The sequence below is a fragment of the Kocuria rosea subsp. polaris genome, from assembly GCF_001483755.1.
Classification (GTDB): domain Bacteria; phylum Actinomycetota; class Actinomycetes; order Actinomycetales; family Micrococcaceae; genus Kocuria; species Kocuria cellulosilytica.
The window spans coordinates 236,946-261,274 of sequence record NZ_LQBK01000004.1; the positions used below are offsets into that span (position 1 = coordinate 236,946).

Consider the following 24,329-nt stretch of genomic DNA (forward strand, 5'->3'; position numbering starts at 1 on the left):
GTTCCTAGAGCACCGGTTCCAGCAGGCCGGCCGGCAGGCGCACGCCGAGCAGCTCGGTGAAACCGAAGTAGACGGCGGCGGAGAACAGCACGGCGACGACGACGTCGCGCAGCAGGTGGCGGCTGCCCGCCAACCGGGCGACGACCGCGAAGAAGGCCGCCGTGGCGATGACGTAGCCCAGCGGCTCGAGCAGGAAGGCGTAGACGACGAGCACGCCGATGACGGCCCACAGGGTCCGCCAGTGCGTGCGCGCGTGCTCCTCCGCGGCCTGCTCCAGCAGGGCGCGGTCCGGAGCCGCCGTGGCGCGCACCAGGAACGCGACCCCGAAGACCACCAGCCCGATCCCGACGATCAGCGGGAAGAAGCCGGGCTGCTGCGGGCCGAACCCGCCCGAGCTCGCGATGCGGATCGCGTCGACCAGGACCACCGCCGCGCCGAGCACGACGACGACGGCGGCGATCCTGGTCCCGAGCCTGCCCCCGGAGGGGCCGGCCTCGGCGCGCGCGGGCCTGGAGCTCACCCGACGATCCCGAGATCGGTCAGGGTCTGGGTGATGGCCGCGTCCTCCTCCTCGATGTAGTCCGCGAACTCCTCGCCGGTGAGCAGGTAGTCGTCCCAGTTGTTGGACTCCAGGGTCTGCTGCCACTCCTCGGTGCCGTGCATCTCCTCGACCATGCCCACGACTGCGTCGCGCTGCTCGTCACTGATCTCCGGCGGCGCCACGATCCCCCGCCAGTTGGCGATGGAGACGTCGTAGCCGGCGTCCATGATGGTCGGGGCGTCGATGCCCTCGATGGGCTCCTCGCTGGAGACCGCGAGCAGCCGCATCTCGCCGGCGTCGATCTGGTCCTGGAACTCCGCGAGCCCGGAGGCCGCCGCGGTCACGTCCCCGGAGAGGATGGCCGGGGTCAGCTCACCGCCGCCGGAGTAGGGGATGTAGTTGATCTCGGACGGTTCGATGCCGGCGGCCTCCGCCAGCTGGGCCACGAGGATCTGGTCCACGCCGCCGACCGAACCGCCGCCCCACGCGACGCCGCCCGGATCCGCCCGGAAGGCCTCCATGAGCTGCTCGAGGGTCTCGTACTCGGAGTCCGCGGGCACCACGATCGCGTCGTACTCGGCGGTGAGCCGGGCGATGGGGGTGGTGTCGGCCAGGGAGACCTGGGCGTCGGTCTGCTCGATGGCGCCGACCAGGATCTTGCCGATGACCATCAGCTGGTGCGGATCGCCGGCGTTCTCGCCGACGAACTGGGTCAGGCCGATGGTGCCCGAGCCGCCGGAGACGTTGTAGACCTCGGCGCCGGTGTCGATGACACCGCCCTCGGTCAGCGCCCTGCCGATCGACCGGGCCGTCTGGTCGTAGCCGCCGCCCGGGTCCGCCGGGGCCATGATCTGGATGGCCTCGCTCGGATAGTCGACGGCCTCGCCGCCGCCTCCGCCGCTGTCACCGCAGCCGGTCAGGGCCAGGAGCCCTGCCGCGAGCAGCGCACACCCTCGGGCCGTGCGCCGGGTTCGGGAGACGTTTCTCGGTGATCTCATGCGGACCGTCCTCAGCGGTAGGGCCGCGGCGTGCGTCCGCCGCGGGGAGCGGAACAGCGTCGGCCTCGTCGCCGATCGCAGAAGCAACCAGGTGCCTCGGAGTCGACCCTATCGTGATCCGCATCACTTGTGCGAAGTGTTCCGGTGAGTCCCGGGCCGCGTCGGAGCCGGTCGCCGATCCGGGCCGGCGTCAGCGGCCCTGCCCGATGACGCGGTCGCGGCCGGCGAGGAGGGCGACGGCGCACAGCGCCACCATGAGTCCCGCCATGAGCAGCAGCGGCGGTTCCCACCGCCCTCCGGCGTCGTAGAGGGCGCCGAAGACGGCGGGGGCGATCGCCGCCAGCGCGTAGCCCACCGACTGGGCCATCCCGGACAGGGCCGCCGCCTGGCGGTGGTCGGCGGAGCGGAGGCTGAACAGGGACAGCGCGACGACGATGAGGCTGCCGCAGCCGATCGACCCGAGCACGATCCACAGCAGCGTCAGCTCCGGCGCGGCGGCCAGCCCCACGAAGGTGGCCAGGGCCAGGGCGCCGCCCGCGAAGGCCACCGGCCGCTGGTCGCCGAGCCGGTGCATCAGCGCCCCGGTGCCCAGGCTGGAGCCCATCCCGATCAGCAGGAACAGTGCCATGTGCGTGCCGGCGGCGGCCGCCGGGACGCCGTGGCTGCGCTCGATGCTCGGCAGCCACGCCATGAGCACGTAGAACGCCACCGACTGCAGACCCATGAACAGGGTGACCTGCCAGCCCAGCGCCGACCGCCACGGGGACCGGTAGGGGCCCGCCTCCGCCACGGGGGCGCCGGTCCCGGGGGGATCGGACCGCAGGCCGGGGGAGAGCACCACCAGGGCCGCGACGGCGAGCACCGCCCACACCCCCAGGGCCAGGCGCCACCCGGCCGGACCGGCGTGGGCGATCGGGACCACCAGGGCGGAGCCGGCCGCGGCCACCGCGCCCTGGATCGAGGTGTACACGCCGGTCACCTGGCTCACGCGCAGGGGGAACTCCCGCTTCACCAGCGAGGGCAGCAGCACGTTGAGGAACGCGATGCCGATCCCGATCACCGCGGTGCCCACCCACACGGCGCCCTCGACCGGCGCGGAGCGGCCGCCGATCCCGGCCGCGAGCAGCAGCAGCGACAGCCACAGGGCCCGGTCCAGGCCCGTCCGGGCGGCCACGGCGGGGGCCACGGGGGAGAACAGGGCGAACATGGCCAGCGGCAGCCCGGTCAGCAGTCCGGCCTGGCCCGCCGAGATGCCGAGGTCGCGGCTGATCTCCTCGAGCAGCGGCCCCACGGTCACGAAGCCGACGCGCAGGTTCACGGCGATCAGCACCACGCCGAGGAAGCCGAAGCCGAGACGGGCCCGCCGGCCCGTGGCCGATGACGCGTTGGTGAGCACGGCACACCCTTTCCGGAGGACAGGACGGAGGATCTCCGGACAGCGTAGACGGGGCGGCGCGCCCTCCGGCGCGCCGCCCCGTTCCACCAGCTTCCGCGGCGCTGCCGCAGGAGTCCTGGAGTCAGCCGAGGATGAGGTTGAGCACGAACAGCAGGGGGATGGAGCCGGCCCAGACCGCGGTGGTGATGCCGGACCAGCCGCGCAGCGCGTCCAGGCCCTGCAGGCCCGTGAAGCGGGTGACCACCCAGAAGTAGGAGTCGTTGAAGTAGCTGAAGCACATCGAGCCGGCGGTGCACGCCAGGACGGCGACCACGGGGTCGATGCCCAGGCTGCCCACCAGCGGGGCGGTCACGGAGGCCGCGGTGATCATCGCGACCGTGCCGGAGCCCTGGGCGATGCGCACGAGGGTGGCGATGAGGAACGGGACCAGGAAGGCCGGGAGCGGCGTCGCGGCCACGGCCTCGGCGAGGGCGTCGCCCACGCCGGAGGTGCGCAGCACCTGGCCGAACGCGCCGCCGGCGCCGGTGATCAGCAGGATCAGACCGGCCGAGGCCGCCGCCTCGGCGAACCAGCCGTGCGCCTTGTTCCGCGGGCTCCACCGGGGCAGGAGCACGTAGAGGGCCAGGATCATGCCGATGACCAGGGCGACGACGGGGTTGCCGACGAAGGCGAAGGGCACGGCCCAGGCGGAGGGCTCGTACTCGTCCCCGCCGATCACGCCCTGGGCGTTCTGGTCGATGGCGCCGGTGACCGTGTTGGTGATGATCAGCAGCAGGGGAACGAGCAGCGGCAGGGACGCGGTGAACGCCCCGACCCGGTGCGGTGCGGCGCCCTCCGGCGGCCGGCCGAGATCCGCCGACGGGTCGGCGGCGGGGGACTGTCCCGCCTCGGCGTCGAGGTCGTCCCGGGGGCCCTCGTCGAGGGCCGTGCCCGCGGCGTGGGCGCCGCCGCCGCCGACGCCGGCGGTCGCGACGGTGCCGTAGACGGCCTCGCGCACGTGCTCCTCCACCTTGGGCTCGAGCGTGGGGCCGATCCACCGGGCGTAGAAGACCACGATCGGCAGCAGGAGCACGGTGAACACCAGGCCGGCGAGGATGACCGCACCGAGGTCCGCGCCGAGGATGCCGGTCACGGCCAGCGGGCCGGGCGTGGGCGGGACGAGGTGGTGGGTGAGCGTCATGCCGCAGCCCAGGGCGAGGGCGAGCGTCACGTAGCCGGCCCGTTCGACGCGGGCGATCGAGCGGGCGAGCGGGTTCATGATCACGTAGCCCGAGTCGCAGAACACGGGGATGGAGACCAGGGCGCCCACGCTGCCCAGGGCCCACGGTTCCCGGCCCTTGCCGAAGGCGCGCAGAAAGGCGTGCGCCAGGGAGTTGGCGGCGCCGGAGACCTCGAGGATCTTGCCGATCCCGACGCCGAGGCCGATCACGATGCCGATCGAGGCGAGGGTGTTGCCGAAGCCGGTCGTGATGGCGTCGACGATCTCGAGCGGGGCCTGACCGGCGACGGCGCCGGTCAGCAGGGCCGCGATGAGCAGCGCCACGAACGCGTCGAGCCGTGTGCGCAGCACCAGGACGATGATGGTGGCGATGCCCAGCAGGAGTGCCAGGAGTAGTTGCAGATCCACGGTGTACGGCTCCTCGGGGACGTGGGACGGCCGTGTGTGCGGCCCGGGCGCGGGAATTGACGAGATCGGCGCTGCATGTGAGGCTAGCCACACATATGACGTCTGACAAGAGGCAGGTACGGGCCGTGAACCCTGACCCCGACGTGCGCACCGTTCCGCCCGCGGGAACCGCTGTGGGACGCCGCGCCGATGGCTAGGAAGTCCCTGGTCGAGGCGGTCGCGGAGGAGCTGCTCGAGCGCATCCTCCAGGGCGAGGTGGGTCCGCACGAGGCGCTGCCCCCCGAGGCCGAGATCGCCCGGGAGTCCGACGTCAGCCGGCTCACCGTGCGCGAGGCCCTCAAGGCCCTCCAGGCGCAGAACATCGTCTACGTCCGGCGCGGGCTCGGGACCTATGTGAACCCGCCCGAGGCGTGGACCGGCCTCGAGGCGATCCTCAAGGCCGCCTCCCGGGGCACGGCCTCCCACCAGGTGGCGCTGCGGCTGCTGGAGGTCCGGCGCATGGTGGAGACCGGCTCCGCGGCGCTGGCCGCCGTGCACGTCACCCCGGAGGACCTCGCCGCGATGGAGGACGCCGTCCAGGACCTCGAGCGCGCGCACGGCGCGGGGGACCTGGACGAGGTCACCCGTGCCGACATGGCCTTCCACGACGCCGTGCTGCGGGGCTCGGGCAATCCGTTCGTCCCGGTGCTGCTGGCCCAGCTCTCCCAGCTGCTCTACGCCGAGCGCCGGGCGACCTCCGCGTTCCCCGAGGTCCAGCGGCACGCCATCGAGCACCACCGGCTGATCCTGGCGGCCATCGGCACCCGGGACCCCGAGACGGCGCGCAAGGCCATGGAGGCCCACATCGATCAGACCTACGCCGACTACGAGCACTACATCGGCTACGGGACCGCCGCCGGCGGCCCCGGCCCGGCGCAGGGCCGGGAACCCGGACCCGCACCCGGACACGCTCTCAACAGCACAGGAGATGACTGATATGACCGAGACCACTGCCTTCCCCGCCGAGCGCACCGCCGTGCTCACCGGCGCCGCCTCCGAGCGCGGCATCGGCCGCGCCACCGCGGACCTGCTCGCGAGCCAGGGCTGGAGCGTCGCCATCCTCGACATCGACGGCGACGCCGCCGCCGAGGCCGCGCGCGAGATCGCCGACCGGCACGGGGTGCAGGCCCTCGGGCTGCGCACGGACGTCTCCGACGACGGCTCCGTGGACGAGTCCGTGGCCCGCGTCGAGGCCGAGCTCCCCCCGATCGTGGCCCTGGTGAACTGCGCCGGGATCAGCTCGCCCACCGACTTCATGGACGAGACCCGCGAGACCTGGGACCGGGTCTTCGCCATCAACATGACCGGCACGTTCATGGTCACCCAGCGGGTGCTGACCGGGATGATCGAGCGGAGGCTGGGCCGCGTGGTGAGCATCTCCTCGATCTCCGCCCAGCGCGGCGGCGGCACCTACTCCAAGTCCGCCTACAGCGCCTCCAAGGCCGCGATCATCGGCTTCACCCGCGCGGTGGCGCGCGAGATGGGCGAGCACGGGATCACCGTGAACTGCATCGCCCCCGGCCCCGTGGACACCGACATCATGGGCGGCACCCTGAGCGACGAGCGCAAGGCGGACATGTCCAAGGACATCCTCGTCGGCCGGGTGGGCACCGTGCGGGACATGGCCGCGCTGCTGGCGTTCCTCGTCGGCGAGGACGCCGGGTTCATCACCGCCGCGACCTACGACATCAACGGCGGGCTGCAGATCTCCTGAGCCGCGTCCCGGGGTCCTCGACGACGGTGTGCCGGCGCTCGATGACGGCCGGCAGGGTCTGCGGGACCAGATCGGCCTGCACGGCCGCGAGGGTGTCCAGCTGGTCCTGGACGGCCGTCTCCAGCGCCCATCCGGTCCCGGCGTAGGACGACGACGCGACGGCGTGGCCCCGGCCGATCAGTTCCTGCACCGTCACAGGGCGAGCCGGCGCAGCAGGCGCGCCAGGTCCTCCCGGTCCTGCGGCGGGAGGGCGGCGAGCGACGTCTCGGCGGCGCGGTCGACGGCGGCCTTGGCGCGCGCGTAGAGCTCCCGCCCCGGGCCGGTGGGGACCACGGTCTTGGAGCGGCGATCCCGCGGATCGGTCCGGCGCTCCACCAGGCCGCGCCGCTCCAGCTCGTCGAGGATGGCCACGGTCTGGCTGGGTCTCATCCGCAGCAGGTCACCGAGCTCGCGCTGCGTCGGCCCCGTGCCGCTGCAGGCCACCGCCAGGATGGAGTAGCTGCGGACCTTCAGCCCGAGCGGCGCGAGCCCCTGGTTGGCGGTCGAGGAGCCCAGTGCCGCCGCCCGGACCATCAGGAAGACGGGCTCCGCGGCCAGGTCGATCCCCGTCAGCCGCGCGAGACCGTCGGGTGCGGGCTCGGGGTGGTCCGCGGTGGGGCTGGAGGTCATCGGGGCGGCTCGCTTTCACGGGTGGATCCGGACCATCCTACGAGCTGGAGCCGCCCCGGACGGGCCCTCCCGGGGCGGGGGTCACCAGCGGGGGTGGACGTCCTCCCGGAAGAAGGCGTCGTAGATCCTGCGGACCCCGGCGTCGATCTCGCGGCCCAGGTCCCCGGTGTCCGCCGCCGAGGCGTTGGCGCGGACCTGCTCCACGCTGCGCGCCCCGGGGATCACGGTGCTCACGCCGTCCTGGGCGATGATCCACGCGAGCGCGGCCTGGGCCGTGCTCACCCCGTCCGGGAGCAGCCCGGCGAACTCGCGGACGGCCTCGAGGCCGCGCTCGAAGTCCACCCCGGAGAAGGTCTCCCCGACGTCGAAGGCCTCACCGCCGCGGTTGTAGCTGCGGTGGTCGTCCGCGGCGAACCGGGTGTCCGGGGTGTACTTCCCGGACAGCAGCCCGGAGGCCAGCGGCACCCGGGCGATGATCCCCACCCCGGCCTCCTTCGCGGCCGGGAGCACGGCGTCCAGCGGCTTGAGCCGGAAGGCGTTGAGGATGATCTGGACGGTGGCGGTGCTGCCGCGGGCGATGGCCGCGAGCGCCTCGTCGGTGCGCTCCACGCTGACGCCGTAGTGGCGGACCGCGCCCTCCTCGACCAGGGTGTCCAGGGCGTCGTAGACCTCCTGGTCGCTGTAGACCGGCGTGGGCGGGCAGTGCAGCTGGACCAGGTCGAGGGTGTCGGTGCCCAGGTTCCGGCGCGAGCGGTCCACCCACTGCCGGAAGTTCGCGAGCGAGTAGTTCTCCGGGACCTGGTCCGCGCGGCGGCCCATCTTCGTGGCCACGGTGATGTCCAGGTCGGGCCGCTCGTGCAGGAATGCCCCGATGGTCTGCTCGCTGCGGCCGTCGCCGTAGACGTCGGCGGTGTCGAAGAACGTCACCCCCGACTCCACGGCGGCCTCCAGCACGGCGGTGGCCTCGGCGGGATCGACGTCCCCCCAGTCCGCGCCCAGCTGCCACGTGCCCAGGCCCACGGTGGAGACCTTCCGTCCGGTCCTGCCGAGTGTGCGTTGTTCCATGTGCTCCTCGTTCGTCTCGTGCTCGATGTAGCCCTCGGGCGCGCTGATGCCCTGGGCGTGCTGGTGTTCCGGTGCGCCGAGAACTCCCCCGGCGGTCCTCGACGGACGGCTAGCGGCCGCCGGCCTTCTTCTCGCGCCGCTTCGCCATGATGCGGCCGAAGACCGCGCTGCCGACCATGAAGAGGATCTTGCGCATGTGGTGCTCCTTTTGTTGGGTGGACTGCCGGGCTGCGGGATGAGTCACCGCCCGGCTACTCCGTGGTGAGGACCGTCTTGAGCCAGCCCTCGTCGCGGCGGTCGAAGCTGAGGTAGGCGTCGACCACGTCGTCGATGGGTTCGTGCTGGGTGATGAAGGGCGCGGGATCGAACAGGCCGGCGGCCACGAGGTCCAGCAGCGGCGGGGTCACCGAGCGGTGGTCGCAGTTGCCGGCGCGGATGGTGAGGTTCTTGTTGGTGGCGGCCCCGATCGGGAAGGACGTCAGGTCCGGGGAGAACACGCCGATCATGCCGATCCGCCCGTACTTCGCCACGGACTCCACGGCCCACTGGGCCGACAGCGACGGGGCGTTCCCCGGCACCCAGTTCTCACCCTGCACGTTGGTCTCCGGGGCGGTCTGGGCCACCTCGGCGTCGAACTGCTCGGCCTGGGCGGCGTACTTCTCGGCCGCGGGCCCGTCGGCCGGGCGCTGGGCGTCGACCCCGACGGCCTCGATCACGGCGTCCACGCCTACGCCCATGGTGGCGTCCATGATCGCCTCGACAGGGTCCTCGGCGTTGAAGTCGACGACCTCGGCGTTCTGCTCCAGGGCCTTGACCAGGCGCGTCTGCACGCCGTCGACCGCCCAGACCCGGCCCGCGCCCTGGCGGTAGGCGGAGGCGATCGCGAGCTGTCCCACGATCCCGGCGCCGTAGACGGCCACCGTGTCCCCGCGGCGGATGCCGGCCAGCTGGGCGCCGAACCAGGCGGTGGGGAAGATGTCGGAGAGCAGGATCGCGTCGTCGTCGGAGACGCCGTCCGGGATCGGGATCAGGGTGTTCGAGGCCCACGGGACGCGGGCGTACTCGGCCTGCAGCCCGTCCACGGGTCCGGTGGGTGCCGGTCCGCCGAAGAAGCAGGTGCCGGCCGCCGGGCCGTTGGGGTTCGCCATGTCGCACTGGGCGGTCTGGCCCATCCGGCAGTAGCGGCAGACACCGCAGGACATCGTGGAGCACACGATCACCCGGTCGCCCGGGGACAGGCCCCGCACCGCGGCGCCCACGTCCTCGACCACGCCGACGGCCTCGTGGCCCAGGATCGTGCCCTCGTGCATGCCGGCCATGGTGCCGCGGATGAAGTGCAGGTCCGTGCCGCAGATGGCGCTGCGCGTGATGCGCACGATCGCGTCGTTCGGGTCCCGGATCGAGGGATCGGCCACGTTGTCGAGGCGGATGTCGCCCTCGCCGTGCCACACCAGAGCCTTCATGGGTCGCGCTCCTCATCGGTCGGGGATGACGTGCCCGTCCCACGCTACGGGGTGCCGCGGCGAAAGGTAAGTGAGCTGAAGGAATTGACCGCGCTCCCTCGCGGTGGACACCGCGGCGGTCCGCCGGTGCCCGGACGGCAGTACTCCCGGGGATGGAGGCCGGAAGTACCTCCGGAGGTGGACTCGCAGCGCGGGACGGCCTGCCACGCTGTGGGCATGCCGAGAGCTCGACGGGGCGGTCGGACCGCCCCGGGTCGAACCGGCAGAGACCACATCCTCCGGAGGAGGGAACTGTCATGTCCCACAGCGCGATGCGATGGCGGAATGCCCGATCCGCCGCCGCCGTCTCCCTGATCGCCACGATCCTGGCCGCCCTGGCCATCGTCTTCGTCGGCACCACGGTGACCGCGGCACCGGCTCAGGCCCTGTGCGTCGGCCCCGACACCATCTCGGGCACCTGGCGCAACACCGATCCGAACACCCGGTCCGTCACCCGGGTGAACGTGAACTGGGGGTGCGCGGACCAGGTGCTGTGTCCGGTCGGCGGCAGCTGCGTCACCCCCGGGGGCTCCGTCCGGGTGTACGGCAAGTGCCACCCGACCGACTGCGACTGGGGAACGCGGACGATCTACGTGCAGAAGGACGGCTGGCGCAAGGCCACCTACCACCACAGCTGGGCGACCAAGCACGTGTGGCTCAAGCCCTACACGTTCTCCGGGCGCGAGTACCTGAGGGTGTGGGTGCACACCGACTTCACCCCGGCCGACGGGCGGCAGGACTACACGTCCGACCAGTGGATGCGGAAGTAGGTCCTCCGCGCGGTGATCGGGAGGCGCGACCGCGCCTCCCGATCACCGCGCCGGGGCCGCGGTCACGGCCGTGCCGCCCGCAGGTGCGCCAGGACCGCCGCGCCGACCTCCTCCGGCCGCTCCTCGGCGAGGAAGTGGCCAGCGTCCACGGCCCGGCCCTCGGCCCGCGGGAAGTGCCGCCGCCACAGCGCGAGCGGGTCCTCCCGGGCGCCGACCCGGCCCCGGGCGCCCCACAGGACGAGGGCTGGGAGGTCCCGCTGCTCGTGCTCGTCCGACTCGTCGATCGCCACGTCGGGGCCGGCGGCCGCGCGGTAGTCGCGGCACCAGGCGTCGACGACGGCGGGATCCCGGGCCGCCTCCTCGTAGGCGGCGACCGCGGCCGCGTCGAAGGGCACCGAGGTGCCGCTGAGCCCCTGGAGCGTCCGGCGCACGAAGTACGCGGGGTCGTGGCCGATCAGGGTCTGCGGCAGCCCCTCGCCCTGGGCGAGGAAGGACCAGTGGTAGTACTGCCGGGCCAGCCACGCGTCCATCGACCGCCACACCTCCAGGGTGGGCAGGATGTCGAGCAGCGCCACGGAGGCCACCGCACCGGGGGCGTCGAACGCCATCCGGTGGGCGGTCCGGGCGCCGCGGTCGTGCCCGACGACGGCGAACCGGTCGTGGCCCAGCGCCCGCCTGAGCTGCACCTGGTCGGCGGCCATCGCCCGGAAGGTGTAGTCCTCGCTGCTCGTGCGGGAGCGGCCGTAGCCGCGCAGGTCGGCCGCGACCATCGTGAACTCCTCCGCCAGCACGGGGGCGAGGAGGTGCCACATGGCGTGGGTCTGCGGGAAGCCGTGCAGCAGCAGCACGGGCGGGCCGTCGCCGCCCGTGCGGGCATGGACAGTGCCGTCGGCCACGGGGACGTCATGGGTGGTGAAGCCGGGGAACACGGTTCCTCCTGGGGATCGGGGTCGGGATCATGCTCGGGCTCGGGCTCGGGCCGGTGCAGGGGGCGGGAACGGGACGGGCCGCGCGGGGCCGGGACTGGAATGCGGGCCCCGCGGTGTTGTACGTGATGTGGTGGGACGCACACGTCCCAGACAACACCAGCGAGGAACCGGGAGAAACCCCATGAACCACGCCCCGACACAGTTCGCCGGCCCCGCGGCCGCGGCCGGCCACGACGCGAGCTCGCGGGAGCTGGTGGAGACCACCGAGCGGTACACCGCGCGCACCTACTCCCCGCTGGACGTGGTGGTGGCCCGCGCCCAGGGCACCACCGTGACGGACGTGGAGGGACGGGAGTACCTCGACTTCCTCGCCGGCTACTCGGCGCTGAACTTCGGCCACGGCCACCCGGCGGTCCTCGAGGCGGCCCGGACCCAGCTGGAGCGCGTGACGCTGACCAGCCGAGCGGTCCACAACGACCAGCTCGGCCCCTTCGCCCGGGAGCTGTGCGAGCTGCTCGGCCAGGACATGATGCTGCCGATGAACACCGGCGCCGAGGCCGTGGAGTCGGCGATCAAGGTGGCCCGGAAGTGGGGCTACGAGCGCAAGGGTGTGGCCCCGGACCGGGCGCAGATCGTCGTGGCGGCGGGGAACTTCCACGGCCGCACCACCACGGTCATCAGCTTCTCCGACGACGACGACGCGCACCGCAACTACGGCCCCTACACGCCGGGCTTCGTGACCGTCCCGTTCGGGGACCTCGCCGCCCTCGAGGCGGCCGTCACCGAGGACACGGTGGCGGTGCTGCTGGAGCCCATCCAGGGCGAGGCCGGCGTGATCGTGCCGCCTCCGGGGTACCTGCAGGGCGTGCGGCGGTGCACGGCCGAGCGCGGCGTCCTGCTCGTCGCGGACGAGATCCAGTCCGGCCTGGGCCGCACCGGCCGGACGCTGGCGTGCGAGCACGAGGACGTCGAGGCGGACCTCTACCTGCTGGGCAAGGCCCTGGGCGGGGGCGTCCTGCCGGTGTCCGCGGTGGTGGGCCGCGCGGACGTCCTCTCGGTGCTGCGGCCCGGCCAGCACGGCAGCACGTTCGGCGGGAATCCGCTGGCCGGCGCCGTCGGCCGCGCCGTCGTCGCCCTCCTCGCCACCGGGGAGCCCCAGGAGCGGGCCCGGGCCATGGGGGAGAAGCTGCACGCCGGCCTGGCGGAACTGGTGCCGCTGGGCCTGTCCGAGGTGCGCGGGCGCGGGCTGTGGGCCGGGATCGACATCGATCCGCGGCTCGGCACCGGCCGGGAGTGCTGCGAGCGGCTGGCGGCCCACGGGGTTCTCGCGAAGGACACCCACGGCTCCACCATCCGGCTGAGCCCGCCGCTGGTGATCACCGACCGGGAGCTGGAGCGCGGACTGTCCGCCCTCGCGGACGTGCTGCGGGAGATGGCGCGCGGCTGAGCCGTCCCCGGCACGCCCCCGGCCCGGCTCAGCTCGCCCCGGCGGGCGCTTCCCCGTGGGCCAGCGCGGACTCGATGCTGCCGGCGAGCTGCGCCGGGGCGGTCTTCGGGGCGAAGCGGCGGATCACCCGCCCGTCCCGGCCCACGAGGAACTTGGTGAAGTTCCACTTGACGGCGTCGCCCATGATCCCGCCCTTCTCCTCGCGCAGCCACGACCAGAGCGGGTGGGCGCCGGGGCCGTTGACGTCGACCTTCTCGAACATCGGGAACGTGACCCCGTAGTTGCGGCTGCAGAACTCGGCGATCTCCTCCTCCGTGCCCGGCTCCTGGCCCCCGAACTGGTCGCAGGGGAAGCCCAGGACCACGAGACCGTCCTGCCGGAAGTCCCGCCACAGCTGCTCGAGCCCCTCGTACTGCGGCGTGAACCCGCACTCGCTCGCGGTGTTGACCACGAGCACCACCTTCCCGGCGTACTCGGACAGCGGCTGCTCGCGCCCGTCGAGGGTCCTGGCGGTGAAGTCGTGCAGCGTGGTCATCGGGGCCTCCGGTTCGGTCGAGGAAAGGTGGTCTGCCCCCATTCTGCCGCCCGGACCCCCCGCCCGGCTCCCCGCCCAGGACGCCGAGATTGCGGCTGACGGCTACGCAGCCGCGCGCGGTGGCCGACGGCCGCAACCTCGCGGACCAGGGCTGGGGGCCCGCGGGTCAGGGCTGGGCCCGCGGGTCAGGGCTGCGGGCCCTTCATGCGGGCCAGGAAGCGGAACCGGTCCCCGCGGAACACCGACCGGGTCCACTCCACGGGCGAGTCGTCCGACGTGAACCCGAGCCGGTAAATCAGCAGCAGGGGCGCCCCCATCTCGATGCCCAGGAGCCGGACGTCCTCCGGGCCGGCGAGCCGGGTCTCCACGGTGTCCTCCGCCGCGACGATGTCGATGCCGTAGTCCTCCCGCAGCGCTGTGTACAGGGACCCGGTCCGATCCAGGTGCTCCGCGAGGTCGGACAGCGGTCCGGTGAGCAGGGCGACCTCGTGGGCCAGCGGCTCGCCGTTGATGAGCCGGATCCGCTCCACCCGCGCGAGCTCGGCCCCGGCGGGCACGCGCAGCCGCGCCGCGGTGTCGTCGTCGGCGGCCGTGCGGCCCACGTCGAGGACGGTGGAGGAGCTCGTGAGGCCCTGGGCGGCGGCGTCGTCGCTGAACGAGGTGAGCTGGCGGACGTAGGTGAACCGCGGCGGGGCCACGAAGGTGCCCCGGCCCTGGGCGCGTCCGAGCACTCCTTCCGCCACGAGCTCGCCGATGGCCTGGCGGACGGTGGTGCGGGAGGTGGAGTACTGCTCGGCGAGCGCGCGCTCCGTGGGGATGAGCGTGCCGGGGGCGGCGTCCCGCACGAGCGCCCGGAGCTGTTCCTTGAGCAGGTAGTACTTCGGGACGTTCCGCGGCTCCGCGCTCATCGGTCCAGCATATCGGCCGCCCCGTCCGGGCCGCCGGGGCCCGTCCGCCCGGCTGTGACCATTGACACACAAATTGGTCTAGTCCAAGCTGGGGGCAACGAAGGCAGTGACGATCGCGAACACTGCGGCGGAGAGAAGGGGAACTGCTCATGAGTGCACGAACGAGGCGCCGGTCCCGGGCCGCGGTGCTGGGAGCCGGCCTGTCGACGGCCGTGCTGCTGTCCGCCTGCGGCGGCGGGGAGAGCGCGAGCGCGGAGGGCGACGGCGTCGTGGAGGTCTGGGCGCACAGCGGCCAGGCGGCCGAGGCCGAGGCGCTCGAGGCCCTCGTCGCCGAGTACAACGACTCGCAGGAGGACGTCAGCGTCGAGCTGACCCTCATCCCGGAGGCCGACTACACCAGCACCGTCCAGGCGACCGCCGCGGAGGACCTGCCCGACGTGATGGAGATGGACGCCCCGACGATGGCGTCCTTCGTCTACGACCGCAAGCTCGTGCCCCTCGACGACGTGGTGTCGCAGGAGACCCTCGACAACCGGATCGAGGGCGTGCGGGAGAGCGGCACGTACCGGGACCAGACCTACGCCGTCGGCATGTTCGACGTCGGTCTGGGCCTGTGGGGCAACCAGCAGCTCCTCGACGCCGCCGGGGTGGAGGCCCCGGCCACCGCCGAGGAGGCGTGGACGGCGGAGGAGTTCGAGCAGAACCTGCAGAAGCTGGCGGAGGTCAGCCCGTCGGGCAACGCGATCGACCTGGGCGAGGCCAACGGCTTCGCCGCCGAGTGGGGCACCTTCACCACCACCCCGGTCCTGTGGTCCAACGGCGGCACGCTCCTCCGGGACGGCTCGGCGGAGGGGGTGCTCAACAGCGCCGAGAACGTCGAGGCGCTCGAGGAGTGGGCCTCGTGGAAGGAGCACACGGACCCGAACACCAGCGGCACCGCCTTTCCCGACGGCGACATCGCCCTGACCTGGACCGGCAACTGGATGTACCCCACGTTCAGCGAGGCCCTCGGCGAGGACCTGGTGCTCATGCCCCTGCCCGATCTCGGCAACGGCACCAAGGCGGGGCACGGCTCCTGGCAGTGGGGCGTGACGCCGGCGGCCGGAGGGGACGAGGCCGCGGCCGGCGCCTTCCTCGACTTCCTGCACTCCGACGAGAGCATCGCCCGGATGGTCGAGGCCAACGCGGCGGTGCCCGGCACCACGAGCGCGCTCGAGGGCAGCGAGCTCTACGGCGAGGGAGGCCCGCTGGAGCTGTTCGCGACCAACCTGGCCTCCGCCTGCGGCTCGGAGGACGTCACGCAGGAGTGCATCGCGGTGGCACGGCCCATCACCCCGGGCTACCCCACGGTCACGAGCTCCTACGGCAGCGCCCTCGCGGCGATCTGGGGCGGGGCGGACCCGCAGGCCGAGCTCGACACCGCGGCGCGGGCCATCGACGCCGACTTCGAGGACAACAACGGCTACCAGGACGAGTGACGGGCACGGCGGGACCGACCAGCGGTCCCGCCGCGCACCGGCGAGGAGTGCACCATGACCACCACCCCGGGCCTCGCGGCCCCCGCGTCCGCCCCGGAGGACGTGCCCGAGGCGCCGCCCCGGAGAGGGCTCCGGCGGGACAGCCTCGCCGGGCCCCTCATGGCGGCCCCCGCCGTGCTGCTGCTCGTGCTGTTCGTCGCGGTCCCGTTCTTCGCGGCCGTCGGCTTCTCCTTCTACAACGTCCGGCTCGGCGACCCGCGCGACCCCACCTTCATGGGGATCACCCAGTACGCCCGGATCTTCACCGACCCGGACGTGTCGAGCCGCTTCCTCAGCGCGCTGCTCCACAACCTGGTCTTCGCGGCCGTGGTGGTCCCGGTGCAGACCGCCCTCGCGCTCGCGCTGGCCATGCTGGTGCAGAAGAGCATCCCGGGGATCGGGATCTTCCGGTCCGTCTACTTCCTCCCCGTCGTCTTCCCCATCGCCCTGGTGGCCCTCATCTGGCGGCTGATCCTCGCCCGCGGGGACGACGGACTGCTCAACTCCCTGCTCGGCTTCTTCTCGGGCGGGAGCTTCGGGGCCCAGGACTGGCTGGGCTCCGAGCTCACGGCGCTGGCCTCGGTCATCGTCCTGTCGATCTGGCAGGGCGTCGGCTTCCAGATGGTCATCCTGCTGGCGGCCCTGCAGCAGGTGCCCGGCGACCTCTACGAGGCGGCCCGCCTGGACCGGGCCAACGCGTGGCAGCGCTTCGTGCACGTCACCCTGCCGGGGATCAACACCACCCTCGTCTTCGTGGCCCTGTACACGATGATCCTGTCGCTGCGCGTGTTCGACCAGATCTACGTCCTGGCGCGCTCCGGCGGAGGGCTCAACGAGGACGCCACCCGCACCGTGATGTTCGAGGCCGTGACGTCCGCCTTCGACGAGAACAACATCGGGCGCGCGAGCGCCATCTCCGTGGTGTTCTTCGTGATCGTGGTGGTCCTGTCCCTCATCCAGCGCCGCGCCACCCGCGAACGGGAGGACTGACATGACGCAGAACGGTTCCGCCGCCCCCACCGACCGCCGCCGGCGCAGGACGGACGCCCCCCGCTACGCGGTGCTCGTCGTCACGAGCATCCTGTTCTTCGCCCCGGTCGCCTATATGGCGGCCGCCTCCCTGGCCCCCGCCTCCCGCACGCTCGCCGGCTTCGAGGTCTTCGATCCGCGCGGGTGGGGCCTGCACAACTACACCGGGGTGGCCTCGAGCCTGTCCTCGGACAGCACCGGCCACCTGTGGCGGTTCTTCTTCGTGTCCGTCACCGTCACCGTCTCCGTGGTGGGGCTGGGGCTGATCGTGAACTCGATGGCGGCCTTCGCCCTGTCCCGGCTGCGCTGGCGCGGCAAGGAGCTGGTGCTCCTGGGGATCCTGCTGCTGCTCATCGTCCCGTTCGAGGCTGTGGCCGTACCCATGTTCTACCTCTACAACGACGCCCGGAACACGCTGTGGATCCAGATCGCGCCCTTCATCGGCAACGCCCTGTCGATCTTCCTCTTCTACTCGTTCTTCTCCGGCATCCCCCGCAGCATCGACGAGGCCGCCCGGATGGACGGCGCCGGACCGCTGCGGGTGTTCTGGCAGATCATCGCGCCCATGAGCAAACCCGTCTACGCGTCGGTGGCGGTGCTGACCTTCCTGACGCAGTGGGGCGCGTTCCTGTGGCCGGTCCTGATGATCTCCGAGCCGAACCTGCGCCCCCTGCCCCTCCAGATCAGCGTCTTCGCGGGCCAGCTCCCCCCGGCGTGGGGAGAGGTCATGGCCTTCGGGGTGCTGCTGGTCGTGCCCGTGGTCGTCGTGTTCCTCGTCTTCCAGCGCTGGTTCATCGAGGGCGTGGCGAGCTCGGCCGTCAAGGGCTGACCCCGCCCGCCCGGCGCTGTCCCGTTCCACCGACCGTCCGGAAGGACCCCATGGAAGTGCTCGTCCTGCCCACGGCCGACGACGTCGCCGCGCGCGCGGCCGACGTCGTCGGCGACCAGGTCTCGCGCCGGCAGGACACCGTGCTGGGCGTGGCCACGGGCTCCTCGCCCCTGGGCACGTACCGGGAGCTCGCCCGCCGGCAGGCCCACGGCCTGCTGGACCTCACGCGGCTCAGCTGCTTCGCCCTCGACGAGTACGTCGGGCTGCCCGCCGGCCACCCGGCCGGCTACGCCGCCGTCCTGGAGCGCGAGCTGGCCCGGCCCCTCGGCCTGCCGCCCTCGCGGGTGCGCGTGCCGGACGGCTCCCGGGAGGATCTCGAGGCGGCCTGCCACGACTACGAGGAGGACGTCGCCGGAGCCGGCGGCATCGACCTCCAGATCCTCGGGATCGGTGCCAACGGCCACATCGGCTTCAACGAGCCCGGGTCCTCGCTGTCCTCCCGCACGCGGGTCAAGGCGCTGGCCGCGAGGACGCGCGCCGACAACGCGCGGTTCTTCGAGACGCCCGACGACGTCCCCACCCACTGCGTCACCCAGGGACTGGGCACGATCCTCGACGCCCGACGCGTGCTCCTGGTCGCCCAGGGCGAGCGCAAGGCCACCGCCGTCGCGGCCGCCGTGGAGGGGCCCGTCTCCGCGATGTGCCCGGGATCCGTCCTGCAGTTCCACCGGTCGGTCACCGTCGTGGTGGACGAGGCGGCGGCGGGGCGGCTCGCCCTGACCGACTACTACCGGTTCGTGGCCGAGGCCGGGCACCGGCCGCCCCGGGAGCAGCGATGACGTTCCGCCTCGCGGACTCCTGGGTCTGGGACAGCTGGCTGGCCGACGACGGACAGGACTACCACCTGTTCTTCCTGCGGGCCAGCCGCGCCCTGCGGGACCCCGACAAGCGCCACCGCCGGGCCTCGATCGGGCACGCCGTCTCGTCCGACCTGGAGACCTGGACCCTGCTGCCGGACGCCCTCGTGGCCGGCGACGAACCGTCCTGGGACGACATGGCGACCTGGACGGGCAGCACCGTGCAGGGCCACGACGGCCGGTGGCACCTCTTCTACACCGGCATCAGCCGCGCCGAGGACGGTCTGCGGCAGCGCATCGGCTCGGCCGTCTCGGACGACCTGATCAGCTGGGAGCGCACGGGCGCGGGCCCGCTCGAGGCCGATCCCCGCTGGTACGAGAAGCTGGGGGAGGGCACCTGGGCCGACGAGGCGTGGCGGGACCCCTTCGTCTTCTACGACGACGACTCCCGGCAGTGGCAGATGCTCGTCACCGCGCGCGCCGCCGCCGGGGATCCGGCCGCCCGCGGCGTGGTCGGCCACGCCGTGAGCGACGACCTGGAGCACTGGACCGTCCGGCCCCCGCTGACCGCGCCGGCCGGCTTCGGGGAGATGGAGGTCGTCCAGGCGCAGGTCGTGGACGGCGCCGGGGTGCTGATCTTCTCCTGCCTCCCGCGGCTGGCCCCCGGCATCCCGTTCTCGGCGGCGAGCACCGGCACCTGGATCGCCCCCGGGGCCGGCCGGCTCGGCCCGTGGGAGCTCGAGCGGAGCGCCAGCTTCTTCGTGCCCGGCGTCTACGCCGCCCAGCTGTTCCGCAGGCGCGACGGCCAGTGGGTCGTGTTCGGCTTCCAGAACAGCGTGGACGGCCGCTTCATCGGTGAGATCGCGAGCCCCGTGCCGCTGACGGACCTGCTGACGGACGGCCGGCTCTTCCCCGTCCACGACCTACCACCCATCCCCACCCCCAGGAGCACCTCGTGAAAAAGACCCTGATGGTCGCCGCCTCCGCGGCCGCCCTGCTCGTGACCACCGGCGTGCTCGCCGCGGCCCCCGTCGCGGCGGCCCCGGAGCGCACCACCGACCTCCGCGTCATGTCCTTCAACATCCACCACGGCGCGGACGGGAACGACGTGCTGGACCTCGAGCGCACCGCCGCGGTGATCGAGGCGTCGGGGGCGGAGGTGATCGGCCTGCAGGAGGTCGACGACGCCTGGTCCTCGCGCAGCGACTTCGAGGACCAGGCCGCCCGTCTCGCGGAGCTCCTGGGGATGCACTACGTGTACGGCGCGAACCTGGACGTGGCGCCCGCCGAGGGCCGGACGGAGAACAGCCGGTACGGCAACGCGATCCTCAGCGAGCACCCGATCATCGACTCCGAGAACCACCTGCTGACCAGCATCGAGTACCCGGAGCGGCCCACCGAGCAGCGCGGCCTGCTGGAGGCGGTGATCAACGTGAAGGGTCACCACGTGGGGTTCTACAGCACCCACCTCGACCACCAGCGCGCCGAGCAGCGCGAGCTGCAGGCCCGGGAGATCGTGGAGATCACCGGTGAGAGCCGGCGCCCGGCAGTGGTCGTCGGGGACCTCAACGCCGAACCCGGCGCTCCGGAGCTGCAGGGTCTCCTCTCGGTGTTCACGGACACCTTCGCGGCCCTGGGCCAGGACGACGCCCACACCTTCGCCCCGGACGGCGCCCCGGTCCTGGACGCGAGCCTGCGCATCGACTACGTGCTGGTGTCCGAGGGCGTGCGGCCGCAGGAGGCGCACGTGGTGCGCACGTCGGCGTCGGACCACCTGCCGATCGTCGCCGACCTCGAGATCCCGCGGTCCCCGAACGGGCTGGTCCGGTAGTCCCGGACCGGTCCGACGCCCCGCACGACCAGTCAGGAGGTGAGACCCTTGGTCTCCGAGGACTCCCCGCGCAGGACGGTGCTCTCCGGCCGCGTGCACACCGGGTACGCCGAGCACCGGGACGGCCTGGTGGTCGTCGAGGGCGACCGCGTCCTCCACGCCGGGCCCCGGTCCGGGCATCCCGGCGGCGACCCGGGGGAGCACCTCGTCCTGGGCCCCGGCCAGATGATCCTGCCGGGGCTCGTGGACGTGCACTGCCACGGCGGCTTCGGCGCGGACTTCTCCTCCTCGGCGGAGGGACCGGTCCGGGCCACCCTCGACGCCTTCCACCGACAGGGCACGACGACGCTCGTGGCCAGCCTGGTCACCGCCTCGCGGGCGGACATGCTGGCCGCCGAGCCGCTGCTGGCGGCGCTCACCGAGGACGGGCTGGTCGCCGGGATCCACCTCGAGGGCCCGTTCCTGTCCACGGCACGGTGCGGGGCACAGGATCCCGCGGAGATGCGGGAGCCGGACCTCGGGCTGGCGTCCGAGCTCATCGCCGCCGCGGCGGGGACGCTCCGGACCATGACCTTCGCCCCGGAGCTGCCCGGCGCGCAGGAGCTGGCCGAGCTGCTCGTCGCCCACGGCGTGGTCCCCTCGCTGGGGCACACCGACGCGGACACCACGACGGTCGACACCGCGCTGCGCCGGGTGCAGGAGATGCTCCGCGACGCCGCCGTGGACGGTGCTCCCCGGCTGCCCACGGTGACGCACCTGTTCAACGCCATGCCCGCGATCCACCACCGCTCGCCCGGGCCGGTGCCGGCCTGCCTGCGCGCCGCGGCGCAGGGCCGGGCCGTCGTCGAGCTCATCGCGGACGGCACCCACCTGGATCCCGGCATCGTGCAGTGGGTGTTCGAGCTGGCGGGGGCGGACAGCATCGCGCTGGTCACCGACGGGATGGCCGCGACCGGGCTGACGGACGGCACCTACACGCTCGGCGCGGCGGAGGTCCGGGTGGAGGACGGAGTGGCCTCGCTGGTCTCCAACGGATCGATCGCCGGTGGCACGGCCACGATGCTGGAGGTCCTGCGCCGGACGGTCGCGGCGGGCGTTCCTCTCGGGGACGCGCTGCGCTCGGCCACCGTGGTCCCCGCCCGGGTCCTCGGCCTGGCGGGTGAGGCCGGGAGCTTGACGACGGGCGCGCTGGCGGACCTCCTGGTCGTGGGGGAGGACCTGCGGCCGGCCGCCGTGATGCGCCGGGGCCGGTGGATCTCCGGAACCCCTCCCCGCCCCCCGGAGCACCCCCTGGAGCATCCCTCGGAGCGCCCGCCGGGACGCCGAGGTTGCGGCTGACGGCTGCGCAACCCCGCGCGGTGGCCGACAGCCGCAATCTCGCGGAAGGGAGGAGCGGAAGGGAGGGAGCAGGGGGCACAGGTGGGTGACGATCCCCCGGGCCGGTCCTGCGGGGCGGGGAGGCGCGGCGTACGCTGGCCGTGTCGGAAGGAGCCCGTCATGACACAGCGCACCGAACCGTGGCCCGCCGGGACGCCCTGCTGGGCGGATCTCACCGTGTCCGATCCCGGCCGCACGCAGGAGTTCTACCGGACAGTGCTCGGGTGGGAGTACAGCGAGCCGCGGCCGGAGCACGGCGGATACCGCAACGCCCTGGTCGGCGGCGCCCCCGTGGCCGGGCTCTCCCCAGCGGCCCCGGACCTGGAGGGCGTGCCGCACGTGTGGCAGGTCTACCTCGCCACGGAGCGCCTCGACGTCTGCGCCGAGCGGGTGCACGCGGCCGGCGGCACGCAGCTGATGGAGCCGGTGGAGGTGGGCCGGTTCGGCTGGATGGGCGTCTGGCAGGACCCCACCGGGGCGGCCTTCGGGATGTGGCAGGCCGGGGAGCACATCGGGTTCGCGCTGGTCGACGTGCCCGGCAGCGTCGCCTGGTGCGACCTCATGACCCCCGACCACCACACCGCCCGCGACTTCTACGCCCACGTCTTCGGCTACCACTACGAGGACATCGGCGAGGAGGGCGTCTCCTACGCCACGTTCACGGTGCCGCACGGGGAGCGCCCGGCCGGCGGGATCGGCGGGACCGACCCCGGGGCCGAGAACGCCCCCGCGGTCTGGTCGGTCTGCTTCCAGGTGGACGACGTCGACGCCGCCGTCCAGCGCGTGCGCGAGGCCGGGGGATCGGTCGTGGAGAACCCGTTCGACTTCGCCTACGGGCGGCTCGCGGTCGTGGCCGGCCCGGACCGGGAGTCCTTCGCGATCATGACGCCCGCGGGCACGTAACCGGCTCCGTCCCCACTGCGCGCTGCGCTCTGCGCGGGGGCCGGGGCACGTGCCCGGTGCCCGTCGTGACGGCAGTCACCCGGCGGTAGCATGGTGACCCAGCGACCACCACCGCCACTTCCGCAGAGATCGGAGCAGCATGAACTCCATCGTCCTCGCCGTGGTCGGCGTCGCCATGATGATCCTCGGGTACGTCCTGTACTCGAAGTTCGTGGCCCGCCGGATCTACAAGCTCCAGGACTCCTTCGTCACCCCCGCCCACGAGATGGGGGACGGTGTGGACTACGTGCCCACCAACAAGTACGTGCTGTGGGGCCACCACTTCACCTCCGTGGCCGGCGCGGCCCCCATCGTGGGACCCGCCATCGCGGTCATCTGGGGCTGGCTCCCGGCGTTCCTCTGGGTGACTCTCGGCACCGTCTTCTTCGCCGGCGTCCACGACCTCGGCGCCCTGTGGGCGTCCAACCGGCACCAGGGGCGGTCCATCGGATCGCTGTCCGGGAAGTACATCGGCCACCGCGGCCGGAACCTCTTCCTGGTCGTGATCTTCCTCGTGCTGCTCATGGTCAACGCCGCGTTCGCCGTGGTGATCTCCAACCTGCTGGTCGGCACGCCCACCTCGGTCATCCCCACGTGGGGCGCCATCGTCGTCGCGCTGCTGATCGGCCAGGCGGTCTACCGCTACAAGTGGAACCTCGCCGTCGTCTCCGTCGTCGGCGTCGTGGCCCTCTACGCCCTCATCCTGCTGGGCGACCGCTTCCCGGTGGTCCTGCCGGAGACGGTCCTGGGCCTGCCGGCCAACGCGTTCTGGATCGTGGTGCTCTTCGTCTACGCGGGCATCGCGTCCGTGCTCCCCGTGTGGATGCTGCTGCAACCGCGCGACTACATCAACGGCCTGCAGCTGTTCATCGCCCTGGGCATCCTCTACGGCGCGGTCCTGATCTCCGCCCCGACCGTGGTGGCCCCCGCGTTCAACGACTCCGTGCCCGAGGGCACGCCGAGCCTCGTGCCGCTGCTGTTCGTGACCATCGCGTGCGGTGCGATCTCCGGGTTCCACGGGATCGTGGCCTCGGGGACGTCCTCCAAGCAGCTGGACAAGGAGACCGACGCCCGCTTCGTCGGCTACTTCGGCGCGGTCGGCGAGGGCCTGCTCGCGCTCGGCGCGATCATCGCCACGACCGCCGGCTTCCGCACCCTCGCCGACTGGGAGGCCGTGTACAGCGCGTTCGGCCAGGGCGGCGTGGGCGCGTTCGTCCAGGGCGGCGCCTCGGTGGTCAACTCCGGGCTGGGCATCCCCCCGTCGCTGAGCGCGACCATCCTCGCGACCATGGCAGTGCTCTTCGCGGCCACGACCATGGACACCGGCATCCGCCTGCAGCGCTTCGTGGTGCAGGAGGCCGGACACATCATGGGCGTCAACATCGGCAAGGCGATCGCCACGCTCATCGTGCTCGCGGTGGCCATGGGGCTGACCTTCAGCGCCGGCGCGGACGGCTCCGGCGGCATGCTCATCTGGCCGCTGTTCGGCACCTCGAACCAGTTGCTGGCCGGCCTGACGCTGTCGATGATCGCGGTGATCCTGCTGCGCAAGGGCCGCCCGGTGCTGCCCGTGCTGGTGCCCCTCGTGTTCCTGCTCCTGATGTCGGTCTACGCGCTGGTCGTCCAGCTGGGACAGTTCTGGGCCGCCGAGAACTGGTTCCTGCTCGTCCTCGACGTCATCATCCTGATCGCCGCCCTGTGGGTGATCGTCGAGTCCGTGTCGGCGATGACCGCGGCCCGGAAGAACCCGCCGGAGCTCGACGAGGAGCCGCTGCCCAGCACGGCCGGGGAGAAGCGCTCCCTGTGA

At 72.8% G+C, this 24,329-nt stretch carries 25 protein-coding genes; 13 read left to right on the forward strand and 12 right to left on the reverse strand.

All coding sequences use genetic code 11. From position 1 onward, the window contains the following. Positions 1-4: 4 nt before the first annotated feature. From AVL61_RS03535 to AVL61_RS03550, 4 genes are all read right to left on the reverse strand, one after another. Positions 5-520 carry a tripartite tricarboxylate transporter TctB family protein gene (locus tag AVL61_RS03535; protein ID WP_058872964.1) on the reverse strand — a complete coding sequence of 172 codons (516 nt, stop codon included), beginning with the start codon at positions 518-520 and terminating at the stop codon, positions 5-7. Beyond that, entirely contained in the window at positions 517-1,539 is a 1,023-nt protein-coding gene (locus tag AVL61_RS03540; protein ID WP_058872965.1) for a Bug family tripartite tricarboxylate transporter substrate binding protein, read from the reverse strand. The genes AVL61_RS03535 and AVL61_RS03540 overlap by 4 nt, the downstream gene beginning before the upstream one ends. Before the next feature lie 190 nt (positions 1,540-1,729). Further along, the gene (locus AVL61_RS03545; RefSeq protein ID WP_058872966.1) at positions 1,730-2,935 is read right to left on the reverse strand and encodes a CynX/NimT family MFS transporter; all 1,206 of its coding nucleotides are present in this window, start codon (positions 2,933-2,935) and stop codon (positions 1,730-1,732) included. A 121-nt stretch (positions 2,936-3,056) separates the two neighbouring features. Then, on the reverse strand, positions 3,057-4,562 hold the full coding sequence (locus AVL61_RS03550; RefSeq protein WP_058872967.1) for a GntP family permease: 1,506 nt from the start codon (positions 4,560-4,562) through the stop codon (positions 3,057-3,059). Positions 4,563-4,751: 189 nt separating this feature from the next. On the opposite strand from AVL61_RS03550, the gene AVL61_RS03555 reads away from it, so the two are divergent. Next, positions 4,752-5,537 (forward strand): FadR/GntR family transcriptional regulator, encoded by a 786-nt coding sequence (locus AVL61_RS03555; protein ID WP_058872968.1) that lies wholly within the window; start codon positions 4,752-4,754, stop codon positions 5,535-5,537. A 1-nt stretch (position 5,538) separates the two neighbouring features. Further along, complete coding sequence (locus AVL61_RS03560; protein WP_058872969.1) at positions 5,539-6,315, forward strand: SDR family NAD(P)-dependent oxidoreductase; 777 nt, start codon at positions 5,539-5,541, stop codon at positions 6,313-6,315. Here the strand turns inward: AVL61_RS03560 and AVL61_RS03565 are convergent. The 5 genes from AVL61_RS03565 to AVL61_RS03580 all read right to left on the reverse strand — a co-directional run bounded on the left by AVL61_RS03565 (position 6,290) and on the right by AVL61_RS03580 (position 9,512). Continuing rightward, positions 6,290-6,511, reverse strand: a complete 222-nt coding sequence (locus AVL61_RS03565; RefSeq protein WP_058872970.1) for a hypothetical protein — start codon at positions 6,509-6,511, stop codon at positions 6,290-6,292. The genes AVL61_RS03560 and AVL61_RS03565 overlap by 26 nt on opposite strands. Next, positions 6,508-6,984, reverse strand: a complete 477-nt coding sequence (locus tag AVL61_RS03570) for a MarR family winged helix-turn-helix transcriptional regulator (RefSeq protein WP_058872971.1) — start codon at positions 6,982-6,984, stop codon at positions 6,508-6,510. The genes AVL61_RS03565 and AVL61_RS03570 overlap by 4 nt, the downstream gene beginning before the upstream one ends. An 81-nt stretch (positions 6,985-7,065) precedes the next feature. After that, positions 7,066-8,049, reverse strand: a complete 984-nt coding sequence (locus tag AVL61_RS03575; protein WP_058872972.1) for an aldo/keto reductase — start codon at positions 8,047-8,049, stop codon at positions 7,066-7,068. A 109-nt stretch (positions 8,050-8,158) separates the two neighbouring features. Further along, a complete protein-coding gene (locus AVL61_RS18575) occupies positions 8,159-8,293 on the reverse strand; it encodes a hypothetical protein (RefSeq protein WP_269433305.1) in 135 nt (44 codons plus the stop codon). A gap of 7 nt (positions 8,294-8,300) precedes the next feature. Continuing rightward, complete coding sequence (locus tag AVL61_RS03580; protein ID WP_058872973.1) at positions 8,301-9,512, reverse strand: alcohol dehydrogenase catalytic domain-containing protein; 1,212 nt, start codon at positions 9,510-9,512, stop codon at positions 8,301-8,303. Positions 9,513-9,808: 296 nt separating this feature from the next. Between AVL61_RS03580 and AVL61_RS03585 the strand changes: the two genes are divergently transcribed. Next, entirely contained in the window at positions 9,809-10,321 is a 513-nt protein-coding gene (locus tag AVL61_RS03585) for a hypothetical protein (protein WP_058872974.1), read from the forward strand. A 62-nt stretch (positions 10,322-10,383) separates the two neighbouring features. On the opposite strand, the gene AVL61_RS03590 is transcribed toward AVL61_RS03585, so the two are convergent. Then, positions 10,384-11,250 (reverse strand): alpha/beta fold hydrolase, encoded by an 867-nt coding sequence (locus AVL61_RS03590; RefSeq protein ID WP_058872975.1) that lies wholly within the window; start codon positions 11,248-11,250, stop codon positions 10,384-10,386. A gap of 181 nt (positions 11,251-11,431) precedes the next feature. Here AVL61_RS03590 and rocD point away from each other — a divergent pair, with 181 nt between their 5' ends. Next, complete coding sequence (gene rocD, locus AVL61_RS03595) at positions 11,432-12,697, forward strand: ornithine--oxo-acid transaminase (RefSeq protein ID WP_197412629.1); 1,266 nt, start codon at positions 11,432-11,434, stop codon at positions 12,695-12,697. Positions 12,698-12,725: 28 nt separating this feature from the next. Here rocD and AVL61_RS03600 read toward each other — a convergent pair whose 3' ends face one another. Together AVL61_RS03600 and AVL61_RS03605 are read right to left on the reverse strand one after the other, a co-directional pair. Further along, entirely contained in the window at positions 12,726-13,232 is a 507-nt protein-coding gene (locus AVL61_RS03600) for a glutathione peroxidase (RefSeq protein WP_058872976.1), read from the reverse strand. Positions 13,233-13,417: 185 nt separating this feature from the next. Beyond that, positions 13,418-14,140: a GntR family transcriptional regulator gene (locus AVL61_RS03605; protein WP_058872977.1), complete on the reverse strand. Its 723-nt coding sequence runs from the start codon at positions 14,138-14,140 to the stop codon at positions 13,418-13,420. Between the two features lie 149 nt (positions 14,141-14,289). Between AVL61_RS03605 and AVL61_RS03610 the strand changes: the two genes are divergently transcribed. The 9 genes from AVL61_RS03610 to AVL61_RS03650 all read left to right on the forward strand — a co-directional run bounded on the left by AVL61_RS03610 (position 14,290) and on the right by AVL61_RS03650 (position 24,329). Continuing rightward, positions 14,290-15,618 (forward strand): ABC transporter substrate-binding protein, encoded by a 1,329-nt coding sequence (locus AVL61_RS03610; protein ID WP_058872978.1) that lies wholly within the window; start codon positions 14,290-14,292, stop codon positions 15,616-15,618. Positions 15,619-15,672: 54 nt separating this feature from the next. Beyond that, a complete protein-coding gene (locus AVL61_RS03615) occupies positions 15,673-16,647 on the forward strand; it encodes a carbohydrate ABC transporter permease (protein WP_058872979.1) in 975 nt (324 codons plus the stop codon). Position 16,648: 1 nt separating this feature from the next. Then, a complete protein-coding gene (locus AVL61_RS03620) occupies positions 16,649-17,515 on the forward strand; it encodes a carbohydrate ABC transporter permease (RefSeq protein ID WP_058872980.1) in 867 nt (288 codons plus the stop codon). A 50-nt stretch (positions 17,516-17,565) separates the two neighbouring features. Continuing rightward, entirely contained in the window at positions 17,566-18,354 is a 789-nt protein-coding gene (gene nagB, locus AVL61_RS03625; RefSeq protein WP_058872981.1) for a glucosamine-6-phosphate deaminase, read from the forward strand. Continuing rightward, the gene (locus AVL61_RS03630; protein ID WP_058872982.1) at positions 18,351-19,331 is read left to right on the forward strand and encodes a family 43 glycosylhydrolase; all 981 of its coding nucleotides are present in this window, start codon (positions 18,351-18,353) and stop codon (positions 19,329-19,331) included. The genes nagB and AVL61_RS03630 overlap by 4 nt, the downstream gene beginning before the upstream one ends. Next, positions 19,328-20,203, forward strand: a complete 876-nt coding sequence (locus tag AVL61_RS03635; protein WP_058872983.1) for an endonuclease/exonuclease/phosphatase family protein — start codon at positions 19,328-19,330, stop codon at positions 20,201-20,203. The genes AVL61_RS03630 and AVL61_RS03635 overlap by 4 nt, the downstream gene beginning before the upstream one ends. A gap of 39 nt (positions 20,204-20,242) precedes the next feature. Then, positions 20,243-21,541, forward strand: coding sequence for an amidohydrolase family protein (locus AVL61_RS03640; protein WP_475584058.1), 1,299 nt, complete (start codon positions 20,243-20,245; stop codon positions 21,539-21,541). Between the two features lie 159 nt (positions 21,542-21,700). Then, positions 21,701-22,483: a VOC family protein gene (locus tag AVL61_RS03645; RefSeq protein WP_058872984.1), complete on the forward strand. Its 783-nt coding sequence runs from the start codon at positions 21,701-21,703 to the stop codon at positions 22,481-22,483. A gap of 139 nt (positions 22,484-22,622) precedes the next feature. Beyond that, positions 22,623-24,329: a carbon starvation CstA family protein gene (locus AVL61_RS03650; protein WP_058872985.1), complete on the forward strand. Its 1,707-nt coding sequence runs from the start codon at positions 22,623-22,625 to the stop codon at positions 24,327-24,329.